The organism is Mesorhizobium sp. M0816 (assembly GCF_040320005.1).
Classification (GTDB): domain Bacteria; phylum Pseudomonadota; class Alphaproteobacteria; order Rhizobiales; family Rhizobiaceae; genus Mesorhizobium.
The window spans coordinates 106,952-126,658 of the sequence record NZ_JAMYOT010000018.1 but is presented as its reverse complement, the minus strand read 5'-3'; the positions used below and the strand labels follow the sequence as shown (position 1 = coordinate 126,658).

The 19,707-nt window shown below is 57.9% G+C and carries 20 protein-coding genes and 1 pseudogene; 8 read left to right on the top strand and 13 right to left on the bottom strand.

Features of this window, described 5'->3' with window-relative positions; genetic code table 11:
- Positions 1–421: 421 nt before the first annotated feature.
- On the top strand, positions 422–673 hold the full coding sequence (locus tag NKI17_RS25185; RefSeq protein WP_352624389.1) for a helix-turn-helix domain-containing protein: 252 nt from the start codon (positions 422–424) through the stop codon (positions 671–673).
- Positions 674–1,888: 1,215 nt separating this feature from the next.
- Here the strand turns inward: NKI17_RS25185 and NKI17_RS25180 are convergent.
- On the bottom strand, positions 1,889–2,515 hold the full coding sequence (locus NKI17_RS25180) for a toll/interleukin-1 receptor domain-containing protein (protein ID WP_352906943.1): 627 nt from the start codon (positions 2,513–2,515) through the stop codon (positions 1,889–1,891).
- Positions 2,516–2,560: 45 nt separating this feature from the next.
- On the opposite strand from NKI17_RS25180, the gene NKI17_RS25175 reads away from it, so the two are divergent.
- The 4 genes from NKI17_RS25175 (at position 2,561) to NKI17_RS25160 (ending at position 5,429) form a co-directional block, all read left to right on the top strand.
- A complete protein-coding gene (locus NKI17_RS25175; RefSeq protein WP_352624386.1) occupies positions 2,561–3,517 on the top strand; it encodes a toll/interleukin-1 receptor domain-containing protein in 957 nt (318 codons plus the stop codon).
- A gap of 97 nt (positions 3,518–3,614) precedes the next feature.
- Positions 3,615–3,806 (top strand): terminase small subunit-like protein, encoded by a 192-nt coding sequence (locus NKI17_RS25170; RefSeq protein WP_352624438.1) that lies wholly within the window; start codon positions 3,615–3,617, stop codon positions 3,804–3,806.
- Positions 3,807–3,822: 16 nt separating this feature from the next.
- Positions 3,823–4,041 carry a hypothetical protein gene (locus NKI17_RS25165; RefSeq protein ID WP_352624384.1) on the top strand — a complete coding sequence of 73 codons (219 nt, stop codon included), beginning with the start codon at positions 3,823–3,825 and terminating at the stop codon, positions 4,039–4,041.
- Between the two features lie 677 nt (positions 4,042–4,718).
- Positions 4,719–5,429, top strand: a complete 711-nt coding sequence (locus tag NKI17_RS25160; RefSeq protein ID WP_352624382.1) for a hypothetical protein — start codon at positions 4,719–4,721, stop codon at positions 5,427–5,429.
- A 358-nt stretch (positions 5,430–5,787) separates the two neighbouring features.
- Here the strand turns inward: NKI17_RS25160 and NKI17_RS25155 are convergent, their stop codons facing one another.
- The 5 genes from NKI17_RS25155 to NKI17_RS25135 form a co-directional block, all read right to left on the bottom strand.
- Positions 5,788–6,189 carry a hypothetical protein gene (locus NKI17_RS25155; protein ID WP_352624380.1) on the bottom strand — a complete coding sequence of 134 codons (402 nt, stop codon included), beginning with the start codon at positions 6,187–6,189 and terminating at the stop codon, positions 5,788–5,790.
- Positions 6,190–7,428: 1,239 nt separating this feature from the next.
- On the bottom strand, positions 7,429–7,596 hold the full coding sequence (locus tag NKI17_RS25150; protein WP_352848097.1) for a hypothetical protein: 168 nt from the start codon (positions 7,594–7,596) through the stop codon (positions 7,429–7,431).
- A 58-nt stretch (positions 7,597–7,654) separates the two neighbouring features.
- Positions 7,655–7,846 carry a hypothetical protein gene (locus NKI17_RS25145; protein WP_352624377.1) on the bottom strand — a complete coding sequence of 64 codons (192 nt, stop codon included), beginning with the start codon at positions 7,844–7,846 and terminating at the stop codon, positions 7,655–7,657.
- A gap of 207 nt (positions 7,847–8,053) precedes the next feature.
- Positions 8,054–9,277 carry a hypothetical protein gene (locus tag NKI17_RS25140; RefSeq protein ID WP_352624375.1) on the bottom strand — a complete coding sequence of 408 codons (1,224 nt, stop codon included), beginning with the start codon at positions 9,275–9,277 and terminating at the stop codon, positions 8,054–8,056.
- A 119-nt stretch (positions 9,278–9,396) separates the two neighbouring features.
- On the bottom strand, positions 9,397–9,840 hold the full coding sequence (locus NKI17_RS25135) for a hypothetical protein (RefSeq protein WP_352624373.1): 444 nt from the start codon (positions 9,838–9,840) through the stop codon (positions 9,397–9,399).
- Between the two features lie 90 nt (positions 9,841–9,930).
- On the opposite strand from NKI17_RS25135, the gene NKI17_RS25130 reads away from it, so the two are divergent.
- From NKI17_RS25130 to NKI17_RS25120, 3 genes are all read left to right on the top strand, one after another.
- Positions 9,931–10,248 carry a topoisomerase DNA-binding C4 zinc finger domain-containing protein gene (locus NKI17_RS25130; RefSeq protein ID WP_352624371.1) on the top strand — a complete coding sequence of 106 codons (318 nt, stop codon included), beginning with the start codon at positions 9,931–9,933 and terminating at the stop codon, positions 10,246–10,248.
- 173 nt (positions 10,249–10,421) lie between these two features.
- The gene (locus tag NKI17_RS25125; RefSeq protein ID WP_352624370.1) at positions 10,422–11,555 is read left to right on the top strand and encodes a DUF4238 domain-containing protein; all 1,134 of its coding nucleotides are present in this window, start codon (positions 10,422–10,424) and stop codon (positions 11,553–11,555) included.
- A gap of 130 nt (positions 11,556–11,685) precedes the next feature.
- Entirely contained in the window at positions 11,686–12,720 is a 1,035-nt protein-coding gene (locus NKI17_RS25120; RefSeq protein ID WP_352624368.1) for a hypothetical protein, read from the top strand.
- 273 nt (positions 12,721–12,993) lie between these two features.
- Here NKI17_RS25120 and NKI17_RS25115 read toward each other — a convergent pair whose 3' ends face one another.
- The 7 genes and pseudogenes from NKI17_RS25115 to queC all read right to left on the bottom strand — a co-directional run bounded on the left by NKI17_RS25115 (position 12,994) and on the right by queC (position 19,453).
- Positions 12,994–14,100 (bottom strand): hypothetical protein, encoded by a 1,107-nt coding sequence (locus NKI17_RS25115; protein ID WP_352624366.1) that lies wholly within the window; start codon positions 14,098–14,100, stop codon positions 12,994–12,996.
- Positions 14,097–14,603, bottom strand: a complete 507-nt coding sequence (locus NKI17_RS25110; RefSeq protein WP_352624364.1) for a hypothetical protein — start codon at positions 14,601–14,603, stop codon at positions 14,097–14,099. Before NKI17_RS25110 ends, NKI17_RS25115 begins: the two co-directional genes overlap by 4 nt.
- Before the next feature lie 116 nt (positions 14,604–14,719).
- Positions 14,720–15,472, bottom strand: coding sequence for a DUF5677 domain-containing protein (locus NKI17_RS25105; RefSeq protein ID WP_352624363.1), 753 nt, complete (start codon positions 15,470–15,472; stop codon positions 14,720–14,722).
- A 576-nt stretch (positions 15,473–16,048) separates the two neighbouring features.
- Positions 16,049–17,229: pseudogene (dctA, locus tag NKI17_RS25100) on the bottom strand (C4-dicarboxylate transporter DctA).
- Between the two features lie 438 nt (positions 17,230–17,667).
- Positions 17,668–18,402, bottom strand: a complete 735-nt coding sequence (queE, locus tag NKI17_RS25095) for a 7-carboxy-7-deazaguanine synthase QueE (protein WP_352625298.1) — start codon at positions 18,400–18,402, stop codon at positions 17,668–17,670.
- Positions 18,399–18,755 carry a 6-carboxytetrahydropterin synthase QueD gene (gene queD / locus NKI17_RS25090; RefSeq protein ID WP_352625296.1) on the bottom strand — a complete coding sequence of 119 codons (357 nt, stop codon included), beginning with the start codon at positions 18,753–18,755 and terminating at the stop codon, positions 18,399–18,401. The genes queE and queD overlap by 4 nt, the downstream gene beginning before the upstream one ends.
- Positions 18,755–19,453, bottom strand: a complete 699-nt coding sequence (gene queC, locus NKI17_RS25085) for a 7-cyano-7-deazaguanine synthase QueC (RefSeq protein WP_352625295.1) — start codon at positions 19,451–19,453, stop codon at positions 18,755–18,757. The genes queD and queC overlap by 1 nt, the downstream gene beginning before the upstream one ends.
- Positions 19,454–19,707: the final 254 nt, after the last annotated feature.

The following is a 19,707-nucleotide window of genomic DNA, read 5'->3' as shown; positions in this document are numbered from 1 at the left end:
GACAACAGCGAGTTCCGCTGGACGCGGGAAACCATGGCGTCAGCCGTGTGACAAAAGGCCGGGAAGAAGAGGTAGAGAGTTCCGCCCAGCGCGGAAGCACGTCGTCGCGGGACGAAGGATGAGGTGAGTTCGCGATCATGGGCGCACCGGTCATGTCATGCTGGCCAGGACGCGAATCAGATTGTTCCGCCTTATTCTCTGAATCCCATCAAGGGAGGGCCAATGGGCCGATCCCGGAGAGAAGCACGAACCCGCGAATGATGTCAGAAGCTGGTAAGGCAGAAAATGACAAAAGCGCTTGACCCCAAGCCGCCGAATAGAGAAGCCATGATCCGAGCTCCCAGAAGCTTAGGCGTGGTCAGGCCGCGCCGGTGTGACGAGCACCTGTGCGGCCGTGTGCTGTCATTATTAGTTGAATGTCATGAAAAAGGACATATTGCCTCAGCAGGTTCGCGCAGCACGAGCGTTGATCGATTGGACAAGAGACGACTTGGCAAACGCATCGGGTTTAACCGTTCGTACGCTTGCCAGAATAGAGAGCTCTCAGACGATCCCCAGACAAACAACGCTTGAAGCATTGGCCAAGGCATTAGAGGCCGCAGGGATCGAATTCATTTCACAGAATGGAGGGGGACGGGGCGTTCGGCTTGCCCGTCGAGTGGATGGGAAATGACAGAACCCCGGAGTACGTCTCCCAGATTTCCGCTGCCTAACTGCTACGGCGCCGGTGCAAGTTGACCAGACGTCGCGCCAACCTCTTGGGCGTAATGACTGCTCCCATTCCACGGTGACCGTCCACCGCGTGCGCCTTCGCCAGTGTGATTTTCGACATCCCGACACGCCGCTGTCGAAATGTTTGTATGCAAACCACTTTTATCGAGATTCCCAACAGCTCGGGACAAGGCAAGCACCGGCTGCACTATTGGAAGCCGAAGGCGGGCGATCGGCGGGTAGTCAAGCGCGGGGTGCGAAATGAACGACGCCGTCATCCTTTGCAGCTTCGTGCCGTTGACCGTGGCTGCGTCCGTCGGCGTGCTGTTGCTGATCTGCGGACTGGATCGGCGGTTCTAAGGCTTACCTGCCCGGCCTTCCGTAATCGCCTTGACAGTGCAGTAACCTGTTCCTATGTCCATGCCACACGATTTCTCGCAAGGGTAACGTGAGCCGGGTTTCCTCGTCTCCCGAAACAGCTCGTTAAGTTGCCCATTTGCGAGATATTTGCCAGGAATGCCCGCACATCGCATCGATAGCCGGCCATATTCTGGTGAATAAACCTAGGCAGTGCGAGCCGCGTAAAAACGGTCAATGAGGACGCCGCCGAGGCCAGTTTCAACCCTTGCAATGGGTTGGGGCAGGCACTCGCGCGTCGCAGCCCGAACCTGCTCCAACCCAGATTGGAGCTATTTATGCCTCTCCATACTGCTGCCTCGGCCACGTTGGTCGTGGTAATTTCCTATTGGATGATCCGCTATCCGCCTTCGAACCCTGGACTCTTTTATGTCCTCGGGACTGCGCTGACAGCGCTCGTTACAATCTTGGTCACCGCCCCGTTTGGCGAATGACGAAGCTTCATGCCGCTTGCCACCCATGGCAGGCGGCATGGGCTAATCCTCTTGATCCCTCTGGCTCTCGTAGTCATCAATCATGGCTTGCTCGCGCCGCCAACGGTCCTTGTCGTATTTCTTGGCGCGCCGGTCATATTGTTCCTTAAGCGATGCGATCGCTTCTTCTTCCGTTCGCCCAGCGCTCGGATTCAACCAGAAGCGTGGCACCGCACCTGGGGCGACGAGGGCCGACCAGAGGTTGGCGTTGCGGTACGTTTGAATGGGTATGGCATCGAACTTTGGGAACGAAGGACTTGAGGGGCACGGGTCAGTTATATCGCTCCCTATCTGACGTCGTCCGCATTCAAAGCTTCGTAGATTGTCGGAATATCATCCGTTACCGGCACCTCCATGCTTTCAGTTAAAGGGGCGCCACAGTCGGGACACAGGAATTCCCGCAGCTCGTCGCGCATGTTCTCAAGCTCCGCCTCTATATTGCGAAGTGCCGTCCCGTCCATTCGTGCGATCAAAGCCGCGCGATCTGTACCTGCATAAAGGTCCGGCCGAACTACCTGAAGAATCTGCATCGCGATATCTTTTGAAGAGGAATGTGCGGTGTTAACGGCGAGCTTGTCTGCCAGCGTGGGACTGCGGTTCAAAACGTCATCGCGGGTCACATGATGCCAGATAGGGAGAATGACCTTGCGTGCCCCGATCTCCCGTGTGACCAGCCCGGCAAGCTCATACGCAGGCCAAGGCTTCGACAGGAACGCGGGGCTGATGACGACGATGCCATATTCGCTTTGCACCAAGCCTAGATCGATGCTTTGCGAAAGAGAGTCGCCCAACTTCAAGGTGAATTTGTCGTACCAAACTTGAAGCCCCAGGCTTCTTAAGGCGATTACTAGCGGTTCAACGAACGCCTCTTTATCTTCCGAGGCATGTGAAATGAACACATCCCATTGCTTCATTTGACGAACCAATCGTGTAAGAGTGCCAAAGGGATGGGGGCCGACATGTCTAAAATATATGTCTCTTACACTACGCCGGATGATGAGTTTGCCCAAGGGCTGATGATGGCGCTTCGTGCCGAAGGTCATCAGATAACGGTTGAAGGAACGAAGCTTACTGCCGGCATCAACTGGAGAGCCGAACTCAACGAAGGACTAAAGGCCGCCGAGGTGTTCATCATCCTCATTTCGCGGAGCACGATGCACTCACAATACCCGATGATGGAGCTAGGCACCGCCCGCGCTTACGCTGAAACGTCGGGCAAAATGCTGATTCTCCCAATCGTCCTGGGCGACCTGGCGCTTCCGACGATTGTTCAGGACATACAGGTCATTTTCGCTCGCGAGCAAGAGCCGCAGCAATTGCTGCCACAAATCGAGCAGGCCATCTCGGCGTTCGAGGGCCGGAGAGCCGCGCAAGAAGTCGAATTGAAGGAAATTCAGCAGGCCGTTCAGGTCAACTTGGCGGACTTTGTTGATGATGCCATCAAAACGCAACAGGACTACGAGAAGACGCACAAGAACTCCGCCCAAAACTGGTATTTGATAGGATATGGAAGCCTGGTCCTTGGACTGGCGACGACTGCCTACCTAGCGTACTCAGTTATCAATACGCAAACCGCCTCGCCGGACTATCCACGCGCGATCTCCGTCTCTCTACTCAACGTCATCGCAATCGCCATTCTAGCGGCGCTAGCTAGATATGCCTATTCGCTCGGCAAATCGTATATGAGCGAATCCCTTAAGTCGTCAGACCGAATTCATGCGATTCAATTCGGGCGGTTCTTCTTGCGTGCTTATGGGAACAGGGCCACCACCGTCGAAATCCGAGAAGTGTTCCAGCACTGGAATATCGATCGGACATCCACCTTTTCCTCACTGGACTCTTCACAGATTGACCCCCAGATCGTGAATATGGTCGTGCAGATCGTGGCCGCTATAAGGGGGAAGAAGGACAGCTAGTGCTGCCTTAATCCTTGCCAGCCAATTCCGGTCGGCCCTATAATCCAAGGGACTAAACAGGGACGCTCGAAAAGCAATTCGGTCGCTGTAGCCGACACTGCGCCGCGAGGGGCGCCCAACGGACTATTCCCCTGAGCTGGCCGACGCCATCTGCCTAGAAATCATAAAAGGGGCTTCCGTGCGCAAGATTGGCGCCATGGAGGAGATGCCTTGCGAAGATACAGTCTACACCTGGCTGCCGAAATACCCTGAATTCTCCGAGAAGGGCTGTCCAGCACCGGACCCATAAGTACATGGATGAGTGCATGGATCTCGCCGACATGATGCCGGACGGGATCATGTTCATCGCCGGCAACGGCAACCTCTACACCCGCGACGAAGTCTTGACCCTGAACGAGCGGGAACGCGCTGAAGCTGGCCTTTTGCCCATCGGCTCCTCGAACGAGTTGATTGCCAAGCGGAAGCTGCAGATTGAGACGCGCATGAAGGCTGCCCCGCATACATCCGCGGACGTATGGGGATAAGACCACGCTGGCAGGTGGGGTTCCAGCCGGGCTTCGTCGATTTACGGCAACTGATGCGGCTTATACCCGCCACCCTCGACATGCTGGCCTTCACCGGTCTGCTGGAGAACAGAGAGGCACAAGAGTTCCTGACACTGTGGGGCGGTGGTTCATACGAGGTGCTGGATGACGGCAAAACCGACTTGTGTGATAGTAGTCCGTCTCCAGCAACTTGCTGCGCCTTGGGGGGCTAATGCCAAACCGACAAATATCGAGCATGACTGAAAGACTTCCGTATTCACTGCGGGAGGGCGTCAATGGCTACGTCGATGCCGTTGCTGCGGTCGTTCCTGATATTGCGAGAGACGCCCGCGTCGAAATCAGCGGCGACAGACTAGACCAATTTCTGCTCATCGTCGCCATCCGTAGGATCTGGTCGAACGTAAACAGCCAATACTGGATCATGAATGACTGCATCAGCGCGGCAACGCGCACAGCTGATGGTTTAGACGGGGCTCCCCAAACGCGTGGATTCCGTGTAGGTCGAGATGAAATAAGCCAGGACTCCTCGGCATTTGTGGAGGGAGAAACCTCCGCCAGGAACTCTACAAGCTCATCGCTCAGCTCGATATCGCCGACGTCGTTGCGGAAACCACCAGTTTGAGTGATGTGGCGGCTAGAATGTTTGCGAGGCAAGATTGAACGTCTCACAGATCGAGAAAGAGCTTAAAGCCTTCATCAACAAGCATTCGGTTCAATTCCAGCATCTGGCTGTCAGGGAGACGGCGCTTCTTGAGCTGGGCGCCCTTACCATGGCGACCGAGCATTACCGGTTGGCTGGGTACACCGTCACGGTTGAGAACGCTATCAACGGACTGTTCGCCGCCAAGCTGTCGTCTCGCGGTTATCCGCATAATTTCTCATGGTTCAGGTGCGTAAAGGGTGCCGAGCTATACGAGATACACTCCAACCTATCGGTAATGGGTGGCCATAAAGATGAGGCGGTCTACGTCGTCGACGTGGCCGTCGTTACAGGCGACGACCAGGTGCCGAAATCCAAACCGAAGCAAAAATGGGTAGCGCTTGATAACAAGGCACTGGCGACGTTCGCGGAGGTCAAGAAGCTTGTCGTGTACCCGATGCTGCTCGCCCAGTTCATCGGGATTGTGCACGAAATCTCTCCTGCAAGGCTGAAAAAGCTGAAGGCCGACCTGCCCCCTGACGACCACTTCCCGCCCTCGCTGATAACACTGGGATATCTGACCGCGACCTCAAGTAAGGCGCTAAAGGGCTTCGCAAAGCGGAAATTCAGGGTCTGCATCGTCCATAACTTCGATATGTACCTCTCGCAGATGAGAAGAGGCGAGGCGAAGAAATCGCCCTTCATCATGTTGCAGAGCATCATCTAACAAAAACCCGCTTCAAGTCGGGTTCGTGGCAAGTCGGGCGTGAGGAGGAACGGTCGCGGGGGCACATCGCGCTCTGCCATCTGCCTCTGTTTTTTGGACACGGTGAGCTGGTCCATAAGCCACCGACGCGCACTCCATGAAGACCATTGCGCCGTTGGGTGGCATGAGGGGAACACCAAAACAATGCCGCACCCAAAGGACGCGGCATTTTTCGTGGCCCCAGTCTCAGTGTAAAAGTCCCATTCACATTCTCGGACAATTCGAAGCAATTCTGGCGTCTGCTTCTGCACAACAGTCCGCAATGACCGACCGGCGGATACCAGACATTCATTACCTGACCATCCGCGCGTCGGTCACATCAACCCTTCAACCTCGTCGATCGGAGAACGGCTTGCATATGCTCTGCGAGGTCGAGTTCGCCGCGCGCCTCGATCTCTAAAAGATATCGCGCCTTGGCCAAGCGATCCCCTTCCCTTACGGCAGGATAGCCGCAGATGGCGAGCAGCGCCCTCTCCTCTTCCCGGCTGGCTCTGGCGGGGACGCCGCTGCCACCGCCTATCTCGTGCAAGGCTTTGCCGAACTCAGTATAGGCTGTCTTGTGGGCCTCAATCAGCGCTCGCAGATAATTGGACGGCTCTGAGTCTCGGCTCGACGGCTCTGCGCCGAGCGCCGTTGCCGTGACCGACGAGGCGACGACTGCGCTGCCCGAGTGGAGGAGCAAGGCGCGGCGGTTGATCCTAGACGTGACAAACTCTCCCATTTGCGTTGATGGCGATTAGGCCAGTGACGTAAGCCACTAGACGATAACACGACGGTTTGCGCATTCGTGTCAGGATGAACAGACCCAAGGAGTCGAGAGCCTGTGTGGCTCGGCGATGCACATTGCCTGCATCTCCGATAGGATGCCGCGCCCGACCGCCCTACCGAAACTTCGACTTGGGCGCCGGCTTGTCGCGACCGGGCGCTTCCATTGGGGCGGTGAAGCCTATGTATCCGCCGTGCGGAGGATGGCGCCAGCCGATCCTGCGCTCGGCCGCCATCCTACGGCCGACGCTGGCGACGTTGGTCCCATTGGCCGAGGGTGAAGCCCCGTTCGCCGATCGCGGGCCACCTCAGGCTAGGTCGGTGAGGCTCCAACGTGGTCTATTCAACAGCTCGTTATCTACCGACGAGCGGCTACCTCAAGAACAGTTTTTGACCACGCCCTCCCGTTCGGCCCAGCCCACCACAAAGGCCAGCCGGGCGGCCACACATCGCACTAAGCTACTGACGAAGAACGAAAATCGACAATCTTGGGAGGTGCAGGGAAAACCCGCACCTCGCGAAAACTGGGAATACTCGCGGCCTTTTATCTAGCCATCCTAATCGGTTGTGTTTGGCGATACTTTGTAGGCATCGTCGTTCCTCCTTCCGTCTACGATAATACAGGAATCTATTCTCTGCGTTACGATTCCGCTTTTGACCGTCGAGTTCCGATGCGCCGTGCAATCTTCCGCGCTCTGCGACGGAGTGGTTCGGCTGCATGGTTGCAGCGCTCGAACCGTCGTGGCGCACTTTTCCATCGGGCTGACGGAGCATCGTCACAGGCAATCGAGCGCGGTCCTGCCGGCTGTTCGTCGGCGCGGCCGCAGGCAAGATAACGTGCGTTCCGTCGTTCCTGGTCTGCATCGGTTCTCATCCGCCGGGGCGGATCTCCTTGTGTCAGATGGCGCCCGTCAGCGTGCGGGCGCCATGCGTTTCAACCGCCGTCGCGCCGCTCATCGATGCGCTCCGAGCAGGCGTCGATCCTTGATGTGGGCGCGTTGCGCGGCGTCGGTGTCACTCATGGCCGCGTCGCCGACATGGAACGTGCCGTCGCTCCACAGCGCATGCATGATCACTGCCAGCTTGCGCGCACCGGCGACGCAGGCCTTACAGTAGCAGCAGCGTTTGGTGATCGCCCGGCCAGCTCTTGACCCAGTCGGATCGATTAAAGCGCGTCATCAGGCCCGACGCCGGCTCATAGCGCGCGCCGCACGTCCGCGTCGCCAGCTTCGAGATGCGCACCCGAACGTCGATCGAGGAACCGGATGCGCCGCGACGTCAGCCCGAAGTAGAGCGCAACATCGCACGAGCGGAGAAAGCGCGACGGATCCTCGATCGCCGTCATGAACGAGGGCGCCGTCACCGGGCCCACACCTGGAATGGCCATGAAGCGATGGCAAGTCTCGTTTGCGCGACGATTTTCACGACGAGATCGTGCAGCCGGCAATACTGTCGCCACAGCGCGGCGCGCGCCGAAGCATGGCGTCCATCAGCTCAGCCGACAGCGGATCCTTCGCCACAGGCGTGCGCACCGCCTGGTCGAAGGTCCCTCGCCCGACCTCGCTTAGACGGATGCCAAACGACTTCAGCGAGTGCCTGATGATGGTCTCCAAGGTCGAGGAACTTGGCTTTCAGATTGCGCCGGTGAATCAGCAGAAGCTTCGTCCGGTCGCAGCTTTCTGATTTGGCGGAACCAACCTGTGCGCATCAGATGAGCGATGCCCAATGCATCGGCCTTGTCGGTGCTGTTGCGCTGCGCCGACATCGCGGCGCGAACATGGACGGTCTCAAGGCAGATGGCCGGCAAGCCGTGGCCGGGGCTACTGCTCAGGCGCGACTACGGTTCGGTGTACCTCACCCTTGCCGTCGCGCTCAATGCGATGGGTTGCATTGATGCTCAAGAAAAGCGGACCGTATTGCTGTTCCAGTTGCCGCCGCCCGCTCGCTGTTAGAATTACAGCCTGACCGGTCCCGTATAACTCGGTGTCGCGCCTGTCTGTGGTGTCGGTCCCATCAATCCATAAAACGGTACGAGCAACGATCGATCCGTCCGAATCAAGAAGCTCCAACGGAGTCGCTCTCGAGCGCGACCAACCTAGAGATCTGGCAGTGAATGGACAAATCGTGATGATGGATTCGCCCAAATCGCCAAAGATATTGCTTGGAATGCGGCAAATAAGCTTGCTTTCCTTCTCCCGGTAGAGAGGCCGGAGATCGTCCAATTCGACGAGACATGGCAGGCCCTCTATGCCGTCTGTCAAGTCGACCTGTACAGGAAAGACCAGCCGTGAGCATTCTGCCCTCTCGCGCCACACTGTCACTCTGGAAAAGCTTTTCTCGGCAAGAACAAATTGTCCGGGGATCACAGCCGAACAAAGCGAGCCTTCCGCCGCCTCTAGCCATTCCTCTTGCTTGACGCCTCCATGTTCTCGGTGGGGCAAATCGGGCTGCGGCACCCAATCAGGCCTCGGCTCGGGTTCAATCGCGAATCCTGACAACGATGGGCCTCCGATTTCAGGCCAGACCGTTGGAAAAACCCGCGGATCGACCGCATTCGCAAGCGCCAACTCGTTGAGCATCTTCCCAAACCCCCGCACAGCTGCCATTGGCAAGGGTCGACGGTAAGTGAATTGCAGCGTCATCCGCCGTAGGCTGGCCAAAATGGTATCCTCTGCCTCCGGGCCGAACGCGGCTCGCCCGCCTTCCTTCCTCATGAAATCAGCACATCGCCGACGCAACAAATCCAACGATACGTCACAATGATCAGCTAGTATCCGAAACGGAAACCGCAAGAATGCTGTCCATGTCCACGGATCATCTGACCAAACTGGGCGCTGGCCGGGACCAAGCCCTGGGGGCGGATCGAAATCCATCGCCTGATCGGGGTCTGTTGTGACCAACCGGTAAAATGCCGGCAGTGGCACCGTAGCGTGCTCTTCCAACGGCTCGCCAAGATGAACGAGCACGCGCTTGGCCTGACTGGAGACTACGAAGTCATCGTTAGACGCAGCGCATTTGGCCTCGGCCACCAAAACGTCGCGCAAGTGAGAGACATCTCGGAGCCTAAAGATTAGAGCCGCTGCCTCCCTATGACCGTCAGATTGCTGCTTCAGCAACCCTAAGAATGTGGCAAAGAAGCGCTCGCCTCCTCCCCGGCACGCAATCAGAGAGGCGGCCGCCCGCCCATGGTGCAGAATTGTAGGACACGAGAAGCCGAAGGCCTTAAGACAATGAACGCCAACAAATCCGAATAGCTAGCGATGCCGGCGATGGGTTCAACGGGCCCTGCAATCCGATACTCGCGGTATTGCCGCAAGTGCTGTTCGGTTTCGATCCACAGCGCTTCGTGTGGCATCTCGACGGTGACCTGCTCTAAAACCGTGTCTAGGTTGAGAAAAAGCGCGGGGCCAGAAGTCTGGCCTGTCGTGAGCTCGCCCAGAAGGACATCGTAGCCCTTCTCGCGCCCTGCATCGCCTTCCAACTCGATCCGCAGCCTTTGCAACTCGAGTTTTTCGCCGCCCATAAAGGATGACCAATAGCCTGTGACGGCAGCCTTCTCGGCTTTGACAAATAGGCGAAGCGCGCCGGCACGATCTCCTAAATCCATCAACCTTCTTGAGCATGCCACCATCACCTTAGCATCTCGGTCCAAGTGTGGACGAGCAGCCAGAAAGCCCTCGATTTCCGATTTGGACGCATGGTTGCCAAGGCGCTCCGCAGCTCGGCCATAGGAATAATCCAGCCCGTCTCCGCGATCGGATACATGCTCACCAATCGCCGTCAGCCATCCCGCTACATCCGCGAGCTTTGCGAGATCGCCGGCGAGGAAGTCCGCTTCGAGACGATCGAGGGAGTCGAATTGAGCCAATGCCCAGCTTGCCTCGTCGGCCAATTGGTTGAGCGGCGCAACAAAGACGGGTCGATGTTTCGTGGATGCAATCAGTTCCCCGAGTGCGACCACACTGGGCCTGCAGCCATGGTCCGTGGGCGACGCACTCCTCCACCGCGCTCGTAGCGGCTCTCTGGAAATTGCTTAGCGTCGGAAAACGCCGTGACCTTGGACAATGAATGTTCGAGCTCCCTGCAAAGGGAGTGCATTGCAGACTAAGACGCCAGCCTGGAAGCGCCAGTAGCGATGATCGTCGGAATCAGATGAAATGCGACATCAGGAGGAGGCCGGACGCGCGGATGACGAAGTCGCCTAGATATTTCCGCGCATGGGGCAATGTGCCTGCCGACGATGACGTGCAGCCGTTCAGCATGCTCAATCCATCGAGGAACGATATCAACCGGGACAACCGCCGGCATCATTTCATCTCCGCCGTCTATATGGACGGTTTTGCGGATGACCGGGGCCGAGTGCTGGCCTACCTTTGCGAAGCCCCCGAAGACCCGCTGCCGCCAATGAACCCCCGAGCCATTGGTTTCGAGCGAGACTATTATTCCCAGAAGCTGCCCGAAGGTGGTCAAGAGAACCATCGTTTCGAGGATTTGTGGAACACCATCGAGACCGTGTGGCCGGAGACGGTGCGGGCGCTCGCGGAACGCCGCCTGTCAGCCGCCATCTCTTTCAATGTGCTGGGCATGCAAACGATCATGCGCGCACGCGTTCCGGCGACGCGAGATCGGCACGCGCTGATGATCGAGGCCAAAATTCGTTGCGAGCACAAGATCGGCGAGGAACTCGGCCTCCTTCCTCCGCAGCTCGAGCGCTACGCGGGCCAATTCGACACCGTGCCGGTAGGCGTCAACCCTCACGAGACGCTCCTGGCGATGAAAGGCGAGTTCAAGAATTTCGGCGACCTCTGTTTCCGCCTCGGCTTCGAGGTGCTGCACAACAAGACAAGCACGCCTTTCCTCACATCGGACAATCCGGTCTGCAGCTATGATCCACGTCAGCCGTTCCATGCGCGGAGGCCTTACGAGCATTCCGGCGAGGTCGAGCTGATCTTCCCGGTTTCGGCTCACATGCTTGTGCGCGGCTCCAGCAAGCGGGGGCCGGTGAACATGATCTCGCGCCATCGCGACATCTCCGACAGTCGCAGGGTCCGGCAACTCAATCGCACGATAGCGCAGTTTTCCTATCGCATGACGATCGGCCAGGATCGCTCGAGCGATGACTTGATCCGCGCCCATGGCTCGTTGGTGCCGACCATCACCACAAAAGTGCGCCGGCTTGGAAAAGAGGTGCAAATCATCTGTCGCAATGTTTTCGGTCCCCGGCCGACGCTCTCCCAATATATCGACACGCCCGAGAAGGCCGCGCGCCTCGAGGCCAAAATGGCCGCCGCGTCGAGCCACGCGGACCCGACTCCCGAATGACCGGATTGATGGAAGCGCTTCCGCGATTAATCCGGCCAGTCGCGGTATCACTGACAGGTCAAGGGCGGCGTTTTGCGCCAAAGCATGCCCATGACAACCACACGTTTTGTCTCTCAAACGGGATTTCCTGATGGAGATAGCAAAGCTCTCCGAGCTGAAAAAGCTGCGGCATCTCAACGTCGAAGCCTTGAACGGCCGAGCCATCAACATGATGGCAATTTGGGAAGACGGATCCTGGCACCTCTGGTTCCCGACCGCCGATGGCACGTTGATGGAGATGCATCCGGTTGACGCCGCCCATTCGGCCTATTGGGGCAAAAGCGCAGCCCGCGACGAAGACGTGTGGTTCAGCCTCTTCGAGATATTATGGCAGCGCGCGAGTTTTCCGGATGTTGTGCCGTTGATCCATGCGATCGCCGACGATTTTCATCTAATGGCTGCCAGTGCGGCCAAGCTCGAGCACTTTCACGCGCACGCAAAAGACACCGAGGGCACGCTGGTCATTTCCTTCGTGAGGAGTGAGCTTGAGTACATCCTCATCGTTGCGAGATCGGTGTTCGACCTGACGCAAGAGGCCCTTTCGCGCTGCTGGAACAATCACATGGTTTCGCTCGACCCCGAGGCCGAGGCCATAAGGCGTAGGCATCCTCTGCCAACGAGCTTTGCAAAGGTCCTCTATCGCGCGAAGGTGGCTCGCACGCCCGCAGATCTAGTTGCTGACTACGCTCTGCCACCATCTTTGGCGCAAACCTATCTGGACTATGAGCCGTTCTTCTCGAGGCTGCGCGAATTGCGCGACGGCATCATCCACGGCATCTCGCGCACGGATGGACTCTTCGTTACGGAGAAGGGCTTTTGTGTCGTTCCCACAATGCGACCTTTTTCTGATTTCCCATGGAAGGCAGAGCACTATTTCAACGAGAACATCGTCTCCTTGAAGCCCTGGATAGCACATATCGTCTCGGGCACGATCGACGCCTGCTCGGCCCTTTTGTTCAGCCTCGCTAACTCAACACAGTTGCCCGAGAACATTGCAGAAGGCTATCGCGTGTTTCTCCGCGATGCTGCCAATGGCGCCTTGCTCAGGTTACTGGAAGCAGAGACCGGCGATCAAGTCTGGTGGTCTCGCGCAACGGAGTCGCTACAGCCCACAACCAATCCCTAAGGGCCGTGGGCCAGCGCCCCGGAACGCAAAAAACCGCCCCGGTTAGACCGGGACGGTTATTGATTTATGATGAAATTGGTTGCGGGGACTGGATTTAAGCCTGCTTGCGTCGTCTCCGACATGCCTGGAGTAGGAGGAAATGCCCGGGATAATTCCCCAGCTGGGAACGTCGCGGAGGTGCAGCCAAGTGCAGGGGCTACGGCTGCCATTGATGGTATGGCTATTGAAACGGCACATCCCGTGCTGATGCTGACGTGTTAGAACGCCGGTAATCTAACTGCGGCCTGCTTGAGTGCTCGGCGTGCTGGTGAAGATCGTCGTAGGAAATTTGCTGAAGAGCGCTGGTTCACCGTACTCGCCGCTAGCCAACCTCACATTGCTTTCAATCAAGTCAGGCTTCCCGACTCCAAGGGCACGGGGGTAAAGGCGCACGAGAACCGATATCGGTACCCGGATGGATGCCGCGTGTTCCCATGCTTTCAGTCTGTCCATCAAATTCCGGCTTCGCCTGTCCGCGATTTCCTCGCGCGCACCCTCGTGGTAGGCGAGATAGACAATGCCGAACTCGCCCGATGGAATTTGGCCCATCGCGTCGCCAAAAAGATCAACAGGACTCCATGCACGTTTGACAATGGCTTTCGGGGCATCGTTTCTCCAGACCAGAGCCAGCGGTGACCGCCATGCGTCAATCAATTCGCCGTTCATTTCGGCGGTCCGGACGATCAGGCCATCCCACTCGGGCAGGTCAGGATTCCAACCAAAGGCTGTTTCAAGTAGGTCGGGGCTACGTGCCCTCATTTGGTTTCCAAAAAATATCGTCTGCGGCATCGGATGATAGGCAACCGATCCCCAAGGATATGCCAAGGCGCGCTCCGGATTGGGCGCCAAGCGCTGGCTGACCAGCCGGGCTACCACCTCGTCTTTCGGGCATGCCTTCGCTTCCACAGTCAGAGTCAGATCAAAGCGGCCTCTAAGTCCCTTCTTTCCGGCTTCCGTTTCTAAACGGCCGAAAATGCCTTTCATGTCCGCCTCTTCGTTCAGCTCATAGTCCGAAAGCGACCTCTTTCGCTTGCATTCGATAACCATGGGATAGGGATCGTGACACCGGATGTCGGGGCTGGCTTCCGATGTCTCGGGCAAGAACTCGACCCTCCTGCCCATTTCCGCGCATCGCGCGGCGACCAGCAGCTCAAATGCGGTCGAGTCTACTTGGTCGCTCGCTCCTGTCCAAAGGCGCGGCAGTCTCGTCGCGTGCCCGCCTACTTCCCCAAGCCAGTCGAGATATCTGCCAAGTTGCAGCGCTTGCGGCACCAGGGTAGCCCCAGCAAAATGATCGTAGCCCGGGCGTTCGAGTAGGAAATCATTGGCCGTGGTGATCATCTGAGCCAGACGGTGCTGGTCCGGAAACTCGCTCTCCCGGCGAAGGCCTTTTGTGATCGACAGAAGGTCAGATTGGCTCGCGCGTGTTCGCGGGTGCGCTGCCAACCAGTGTAGAGGAAGAAGGCCTTGGAGACTCTCGAGTGACCGCGCCAAGTCATTTTCGATCCAGTCGGTGACGCGGGTTTCTTCAGCCCGGAGACGGTTGCGCCGAAGGTCTGCGATGTCACGATAGGATACTCTTCATCCTCGGTGATCGCCTCCAGAACCTCATCCGGCAGCCCACTTGCTTCCCGCAACGCGGGTCCGAGCGAAGAGAATTGCCGGTGCAAGTCCTGGGCTACCCCCTCGACCCGCTCCATTTCCACCCGGTCAGCGTCACTGCGGCTTTTCATGTATGCACGCCGCGCTTTGACGACTAAAGGCATTACTGCCTCGAGCTGGCTGTTGATCTCGTCAGCTTGCGCGAGAATTTCGCGGAATCGGGGATTGAGTTCATCGGACATGGCCGACGATATCACGCGGCGAAGACCTTGCTTAAGCTATATGGACTGGCCCTTTCGAGTCTGAGTGCCAAACCAGTTCGAAAGCGGCTAGATTTATTGCACCGGATTCTAAACCCTCAATCTTCCTCATCATCGAAGACGGACTGAAGGTCGGTGCGACGCTCATGAAACGCCGTGGCCTCCTTGGCACTTGGCGATTGGAAGTAATCGTGAACGATGTGTCCCGCGGTAGCAAGAATGACCACGAATTGATCGAGTGAGGATAACAGCGCCTCATTGCCCATCGGCGCAAATATTACGACCTCGACCTCTTCTCCAGTTGCACCGTGAAAATGCTGATCGGCCAGGGCTTTGATGTTGTTGTGGGTGTGACTACAAAGGTCCTTGTAGACGGAGCGATACACGTCCTCCATTCCAGCCATTTGAAACCGTTCGAAGATGGTCGCGGTACGCCCGAGCTTTTGCAGCTCCGCCAACGCGGTCCTATGCTCCTCCAACGTTTTGGCTGCCTCCGGGTCTTTCTTGAAGAACTCGAGATAGGGGTTGCCATCCAACCCGCGTTGCGTAAGCTCAAGCCAGTCCTTGTGGTAGAGTGCCAGCATCTGGTTGTAGTAGTCCTCGTTGCTACATAGGTTGACGAGGTCAACGTAAGCCTCAAGGTTAGTTCGCAAGATGATATCAATACCAGCCGACTTTTTGGCCTGGTAGAGGATCATCGTGCTGTCTGTGTTCTCGATGATGGATGCATAAAGAGCCATTACCGCTCGATGCACTCGGTAACCTCGGTCAAATTTCACGTCGGGCAGAATCCGCATCGTGTCTTTCATCAGGACGATCAAAAGGTCGAACATCACTTCGATTTTGCTCATGTTATCTCTTTCGTTAGCGAATTTCACAGGCTATTCGCCGTGCAAAATCACGCTATGCCGTAAATCCAGCGATTAGACGATTATCTTGATGCCAAGGGGACGCGCACTTGGTATCGCGGCGCCCGGCGACGTTGCTTAGAGGAACCCGCATAGCAACCCTCAATGACCCACATTAGGCGATAAGCGGGCGTACAAAACGTGGTGCGCTTATAAGTTCGTGCTGACGCGTTATCTGGCGCAGAGGCCCATAAGTCGGTGTCTTCGAAGCAATAAAAAAACCGACTCTAGTATCCCGCTTTGTCCATAAGCACCCGCAATTCGGGCTGAGGCGCGACCCAGAAAGTTCGAAAAGCTTCCAAGAACCCCAGCAGTTCCGGAGTACGCGAATTGCGGAGCTCTATTGCTGCCGATGTCAGCGGACGGTTCCTTTACGGCGGCTTCGTGCCCTGCCCGCAATGCCTGAGCGGCGTTCGCGCGAGCAGGCCAGCCGCAACCGCCCTTCGAAACGCCGCCGACTTGATCCTCCGCCACCAAAGCGCCGAGGGTCCGCTCGCGAGGGCCTTTGCCGATCGAACTTCATCCGGGTCGCCCACCGCGCGCGACGACGAGCGTTGCCATTGCGTTGCTGAGCAGATTCGTGAACGCACGGCATTCGAACATGAAGTGGTCGACGCCAAGGATCAGCGTCATGCCGACGAAAGGGGCGGTCGGGACGACAAAGAGCGTTGCAGCCAAGGTGACGAATCCAGTACTGGTAATGCGATCTGCTCCTTTCGAAGGGAGCATGGCGAAAAAAAGCAGCAGCACCTGATCGCCGATTGACAGATCGGTGTTCGTCGCCTGCGCGATGAAGAGGGCCGCCAGGGTCATGTAGATATTCGTGCCGTCCAGATTGAACGAATATCCGGCCGGGATGACGAGACCCACAACCGAACGCCTGGCGCCCGCCTTCTCCATCTTCTCCATGAGCGAGGGAAGCGCGGCCTCCGAGGAGGACGTTGCGAGCACAAGCAGCAGCTCTTCCTTGATGTAGCGAATGAGAGAACAGATCGAAAAGCCGTTGTAGCGGCAGACCGCGCCGAGAACCCCGAACACGAAGAGGAAGGCGGTGAAATAGAACGTCGCGACCAGCATCGCGAGATTGACGACCGAACCGATGCCATATTTGCCGATGGTGAAGGCCATTGCGCCGAAAGCGCCGATAGGCGCGGCCTTCATCAGAATGCCGACGAGCTTGAAGACAGGCGCGATGAGCGCCTGAAGGAAGCAAACGATAGGCTTGCCCGTCTCTGCAGCCATCGCGAGCGCCATGCCGAACAGAACCGAGAAGAACAGCCCCTGCAGGATGTCGCCTTCCGCGAAGGCGCGACAATCGTTGGCGGGATGATGTTCATCAGGAAGCCGGTGACCGACTGCTCGTGGGCCTTTGCGGCATAGGTATTCACGGCCTGGACATCGAGCGAGGCCGGATCGATGTTGAGGCCGGCGCCAGGCTGGACGACATTGGCGACGATGAGGCCGACGATCAGCGCCAGCGTCGAGAAGGTGAGGAAATAGACCATTGCCTTGCCGGCGACCCGGCCGACCTTGTGAAGATCGTTCATGCCGGCAATGCCGGTCGCAATTGTCAGGAAGATGACAGGCGCGATGATCATCTTGACCAGCTTGATGAAGGCATCACCCAGCGGCTTCAGGCTCTCGCCGGTCCCCGGATAGAAATAGCCAATTGCGACGCCGAGGGCGATGGCGGCAAGCACCTGCGCGTAAGCTTGGCATAGAAGGGTTTGCGGGGCGCGGGGCCTGCGCTGCGGACTTGTGCAGCTGACACTGTTTCTTTCCCTGACCGGATCGAGGTGGGTTCCTCCCGCCCAGGCTTCTCCCGTCGCGGCGCTCCGGTCGAACGCTGCACCAACGCTGCCGCAAGCTCCGTGCCAAAACGCGGCGGCGCGAGAAACGCGCAGGACCTCTCACGCCGTGCTTGTGCGGATTTCTGCACTCGCCGCTGGCGCGTGCCCTTCATCGAAGGAAGGGCCGACCGTCGGGGATTGGAGGTCGCTCTGGGCGTTACACGCAGGCTGGCAGCCGCTGGAAGGCCGTCGACGCAAGCACTTTGCCTCAGGTGGCTGCGATCGGCATCCAGATGGTCGACATCTTGTTGTGGTTATGCCCAAGGCCGTCGCCCTAGCGGGCGCAGGCTAGACACCTCTCTTGTTACCCCAGAGCATTACGTGCAGCTGCGGCAGCACGCGGGCTTCGAACCACCTGTCGCGGGTCACCTTTTCAATCAGCCACTCCATGCGTTTCATTATTCCGTCAAGGTCGACAGGCGCGTCTTCATTTCGGGCGCGTGGCGGCGTGTGATTGCCGGGTTGCAGATAGATCGGAAGTCGCGGAAATCTCGCGGCGGCGTCTTTCGCGTAAGCGTAGTCACTATCGTCGAAAACAACGAGCTTGAGCACGATTTGCGGCTTCTCCTGCGCCGCTTCGATGCACGCCTCGACAGCGGCCCAATCGGTCCTCATTTCGCTTGACGGCGGCTTCGGGCTGAGGACCAGCACGTCAAGGTCGGCAAACCAGTCCCTGACCACGGAACCTTGGGTTTCCAGCGCAAAACGGTAACCTTCACCATGGCCTCGCTCGATGAGCGCACGAAACGGCTGAATGGCAGGATTGCCGCCTGACAGTGACACCATCACTGGCCGGCCACCGGAAAGCGCAACGACGGTTTGCCACACCGTGTCGATTGACATCATCTCCCATTCATGGCGGAATTGATTATCCACCGCATGGAGGCTGTCACACCAGGAACAGCGATAGTCACACCCGCCGGTTCTGATGAAGACAGTCGGCAAACCAATGAGCACGCCCTCGCCCTGGATCGTCGGCCCGAAAATCTCGCTGACGCGAATTGCCGGATGCGTATGGGTCATGGCCGGTACTCCGCCCAGGTTTTCGGCGTTTCGCTGACCCGCACGGCCGAGATCTCGGGCAGGCGTGCCTTGCACCATTCATAAAAATGTCTGGCCAGATATTCCGCCGTGACTTGCTCATGTCCCAGCACGTCGTTGAGATGTCGATGGTCGAAGCTCTCGTCGATGTAGCGTTTGAATGGCGCCAAATCGTGATAGTCGCGCACGAAGCCGTTGTCGTTCAGTCCACTCGCTGAAAGCTCCACTTCAACGATGTAGTTATGCCCGTGCAGGCGCGCGCATTGGTGATCGGGTGGCAACGAGGTGAGCTGATGCGAGGCTGAGAAGTGGAATTCCTTGGTGATGCGGAACATTACGCGGTCCTCCTTCGCAGCGCATCGAGCCAGAAGTCGGAGTCCTCGTAGTCGGTGGGGTCCGGCTGCCCAGAGAGATGAAACGCCTCGCGCCGCTCGACGCAGGTCCCGCACCTCCCGCAGTGACGCTCGGCGCCCTTGTAGCAGGACCAGGTCTGCGCAAATGGCGTGCCGTATGCTGCTCCATTCCTAACAATGTCCGCCTTCGTGAGATTCACATAGGGTGCATAAATGCGAATTTTCGCGTAGCCGTCGAGCGCGTGGTCCTGCATCATCTGGAAAGCATCGATGAAGGCCGGACGGCAGTCGGGATAAATGAAATGATCCCCACCATGCACGGCCGTCGCCACCGCGTCAGCGTCGTGCGCTGCGGCGAAGCCGAAGGCAATGGCCAACATGATGGCGTTCCGGTTCGGCACCACCGTAACCTTCATCGTGTCTTCGGCGTAGTGGCCGTCCGGCACGTCCACATGATCGGTCAGCGCGGAGCCGGAAAGGCCGCCGCCGATCTCGTGGATGTCGATGATGCGGTGCGGGACGCTCAGTCGCTCCGCACAAAGGGCGGCGAAGCCCAATTCCTTCCTATGCCGTTGGCCGTAATCGAAAGATAAGAGGCCGGCGAGTTCGTGCTCCGCTGCCACCTTGTGAGCAAGGGTGACGGAGTCCAATCCGCCGGAGCAGACGACGAGAGTCTTCATTGTTGGGTCCTTGTTTTAACCGGGTAGGCTGCGACCGGAGATTTCTCTGCGCTCCCAGTACTTCAGGAAATCCATTTTGTGAAGTGAACGGGGGACGAGTTTCATGCGCTGACGTGCCGCTGTGTGCAAGGCGCCCTCGCGGTGAGCCTGCAAGGAACACGGACTAGCGAAACGTCACGCTTCAGCGGAATGCTCAAAGGCGAGCGCACCGGAATATGCTCTGCAGGAGGTCCGGACCTTCGTAAACAAAGTTC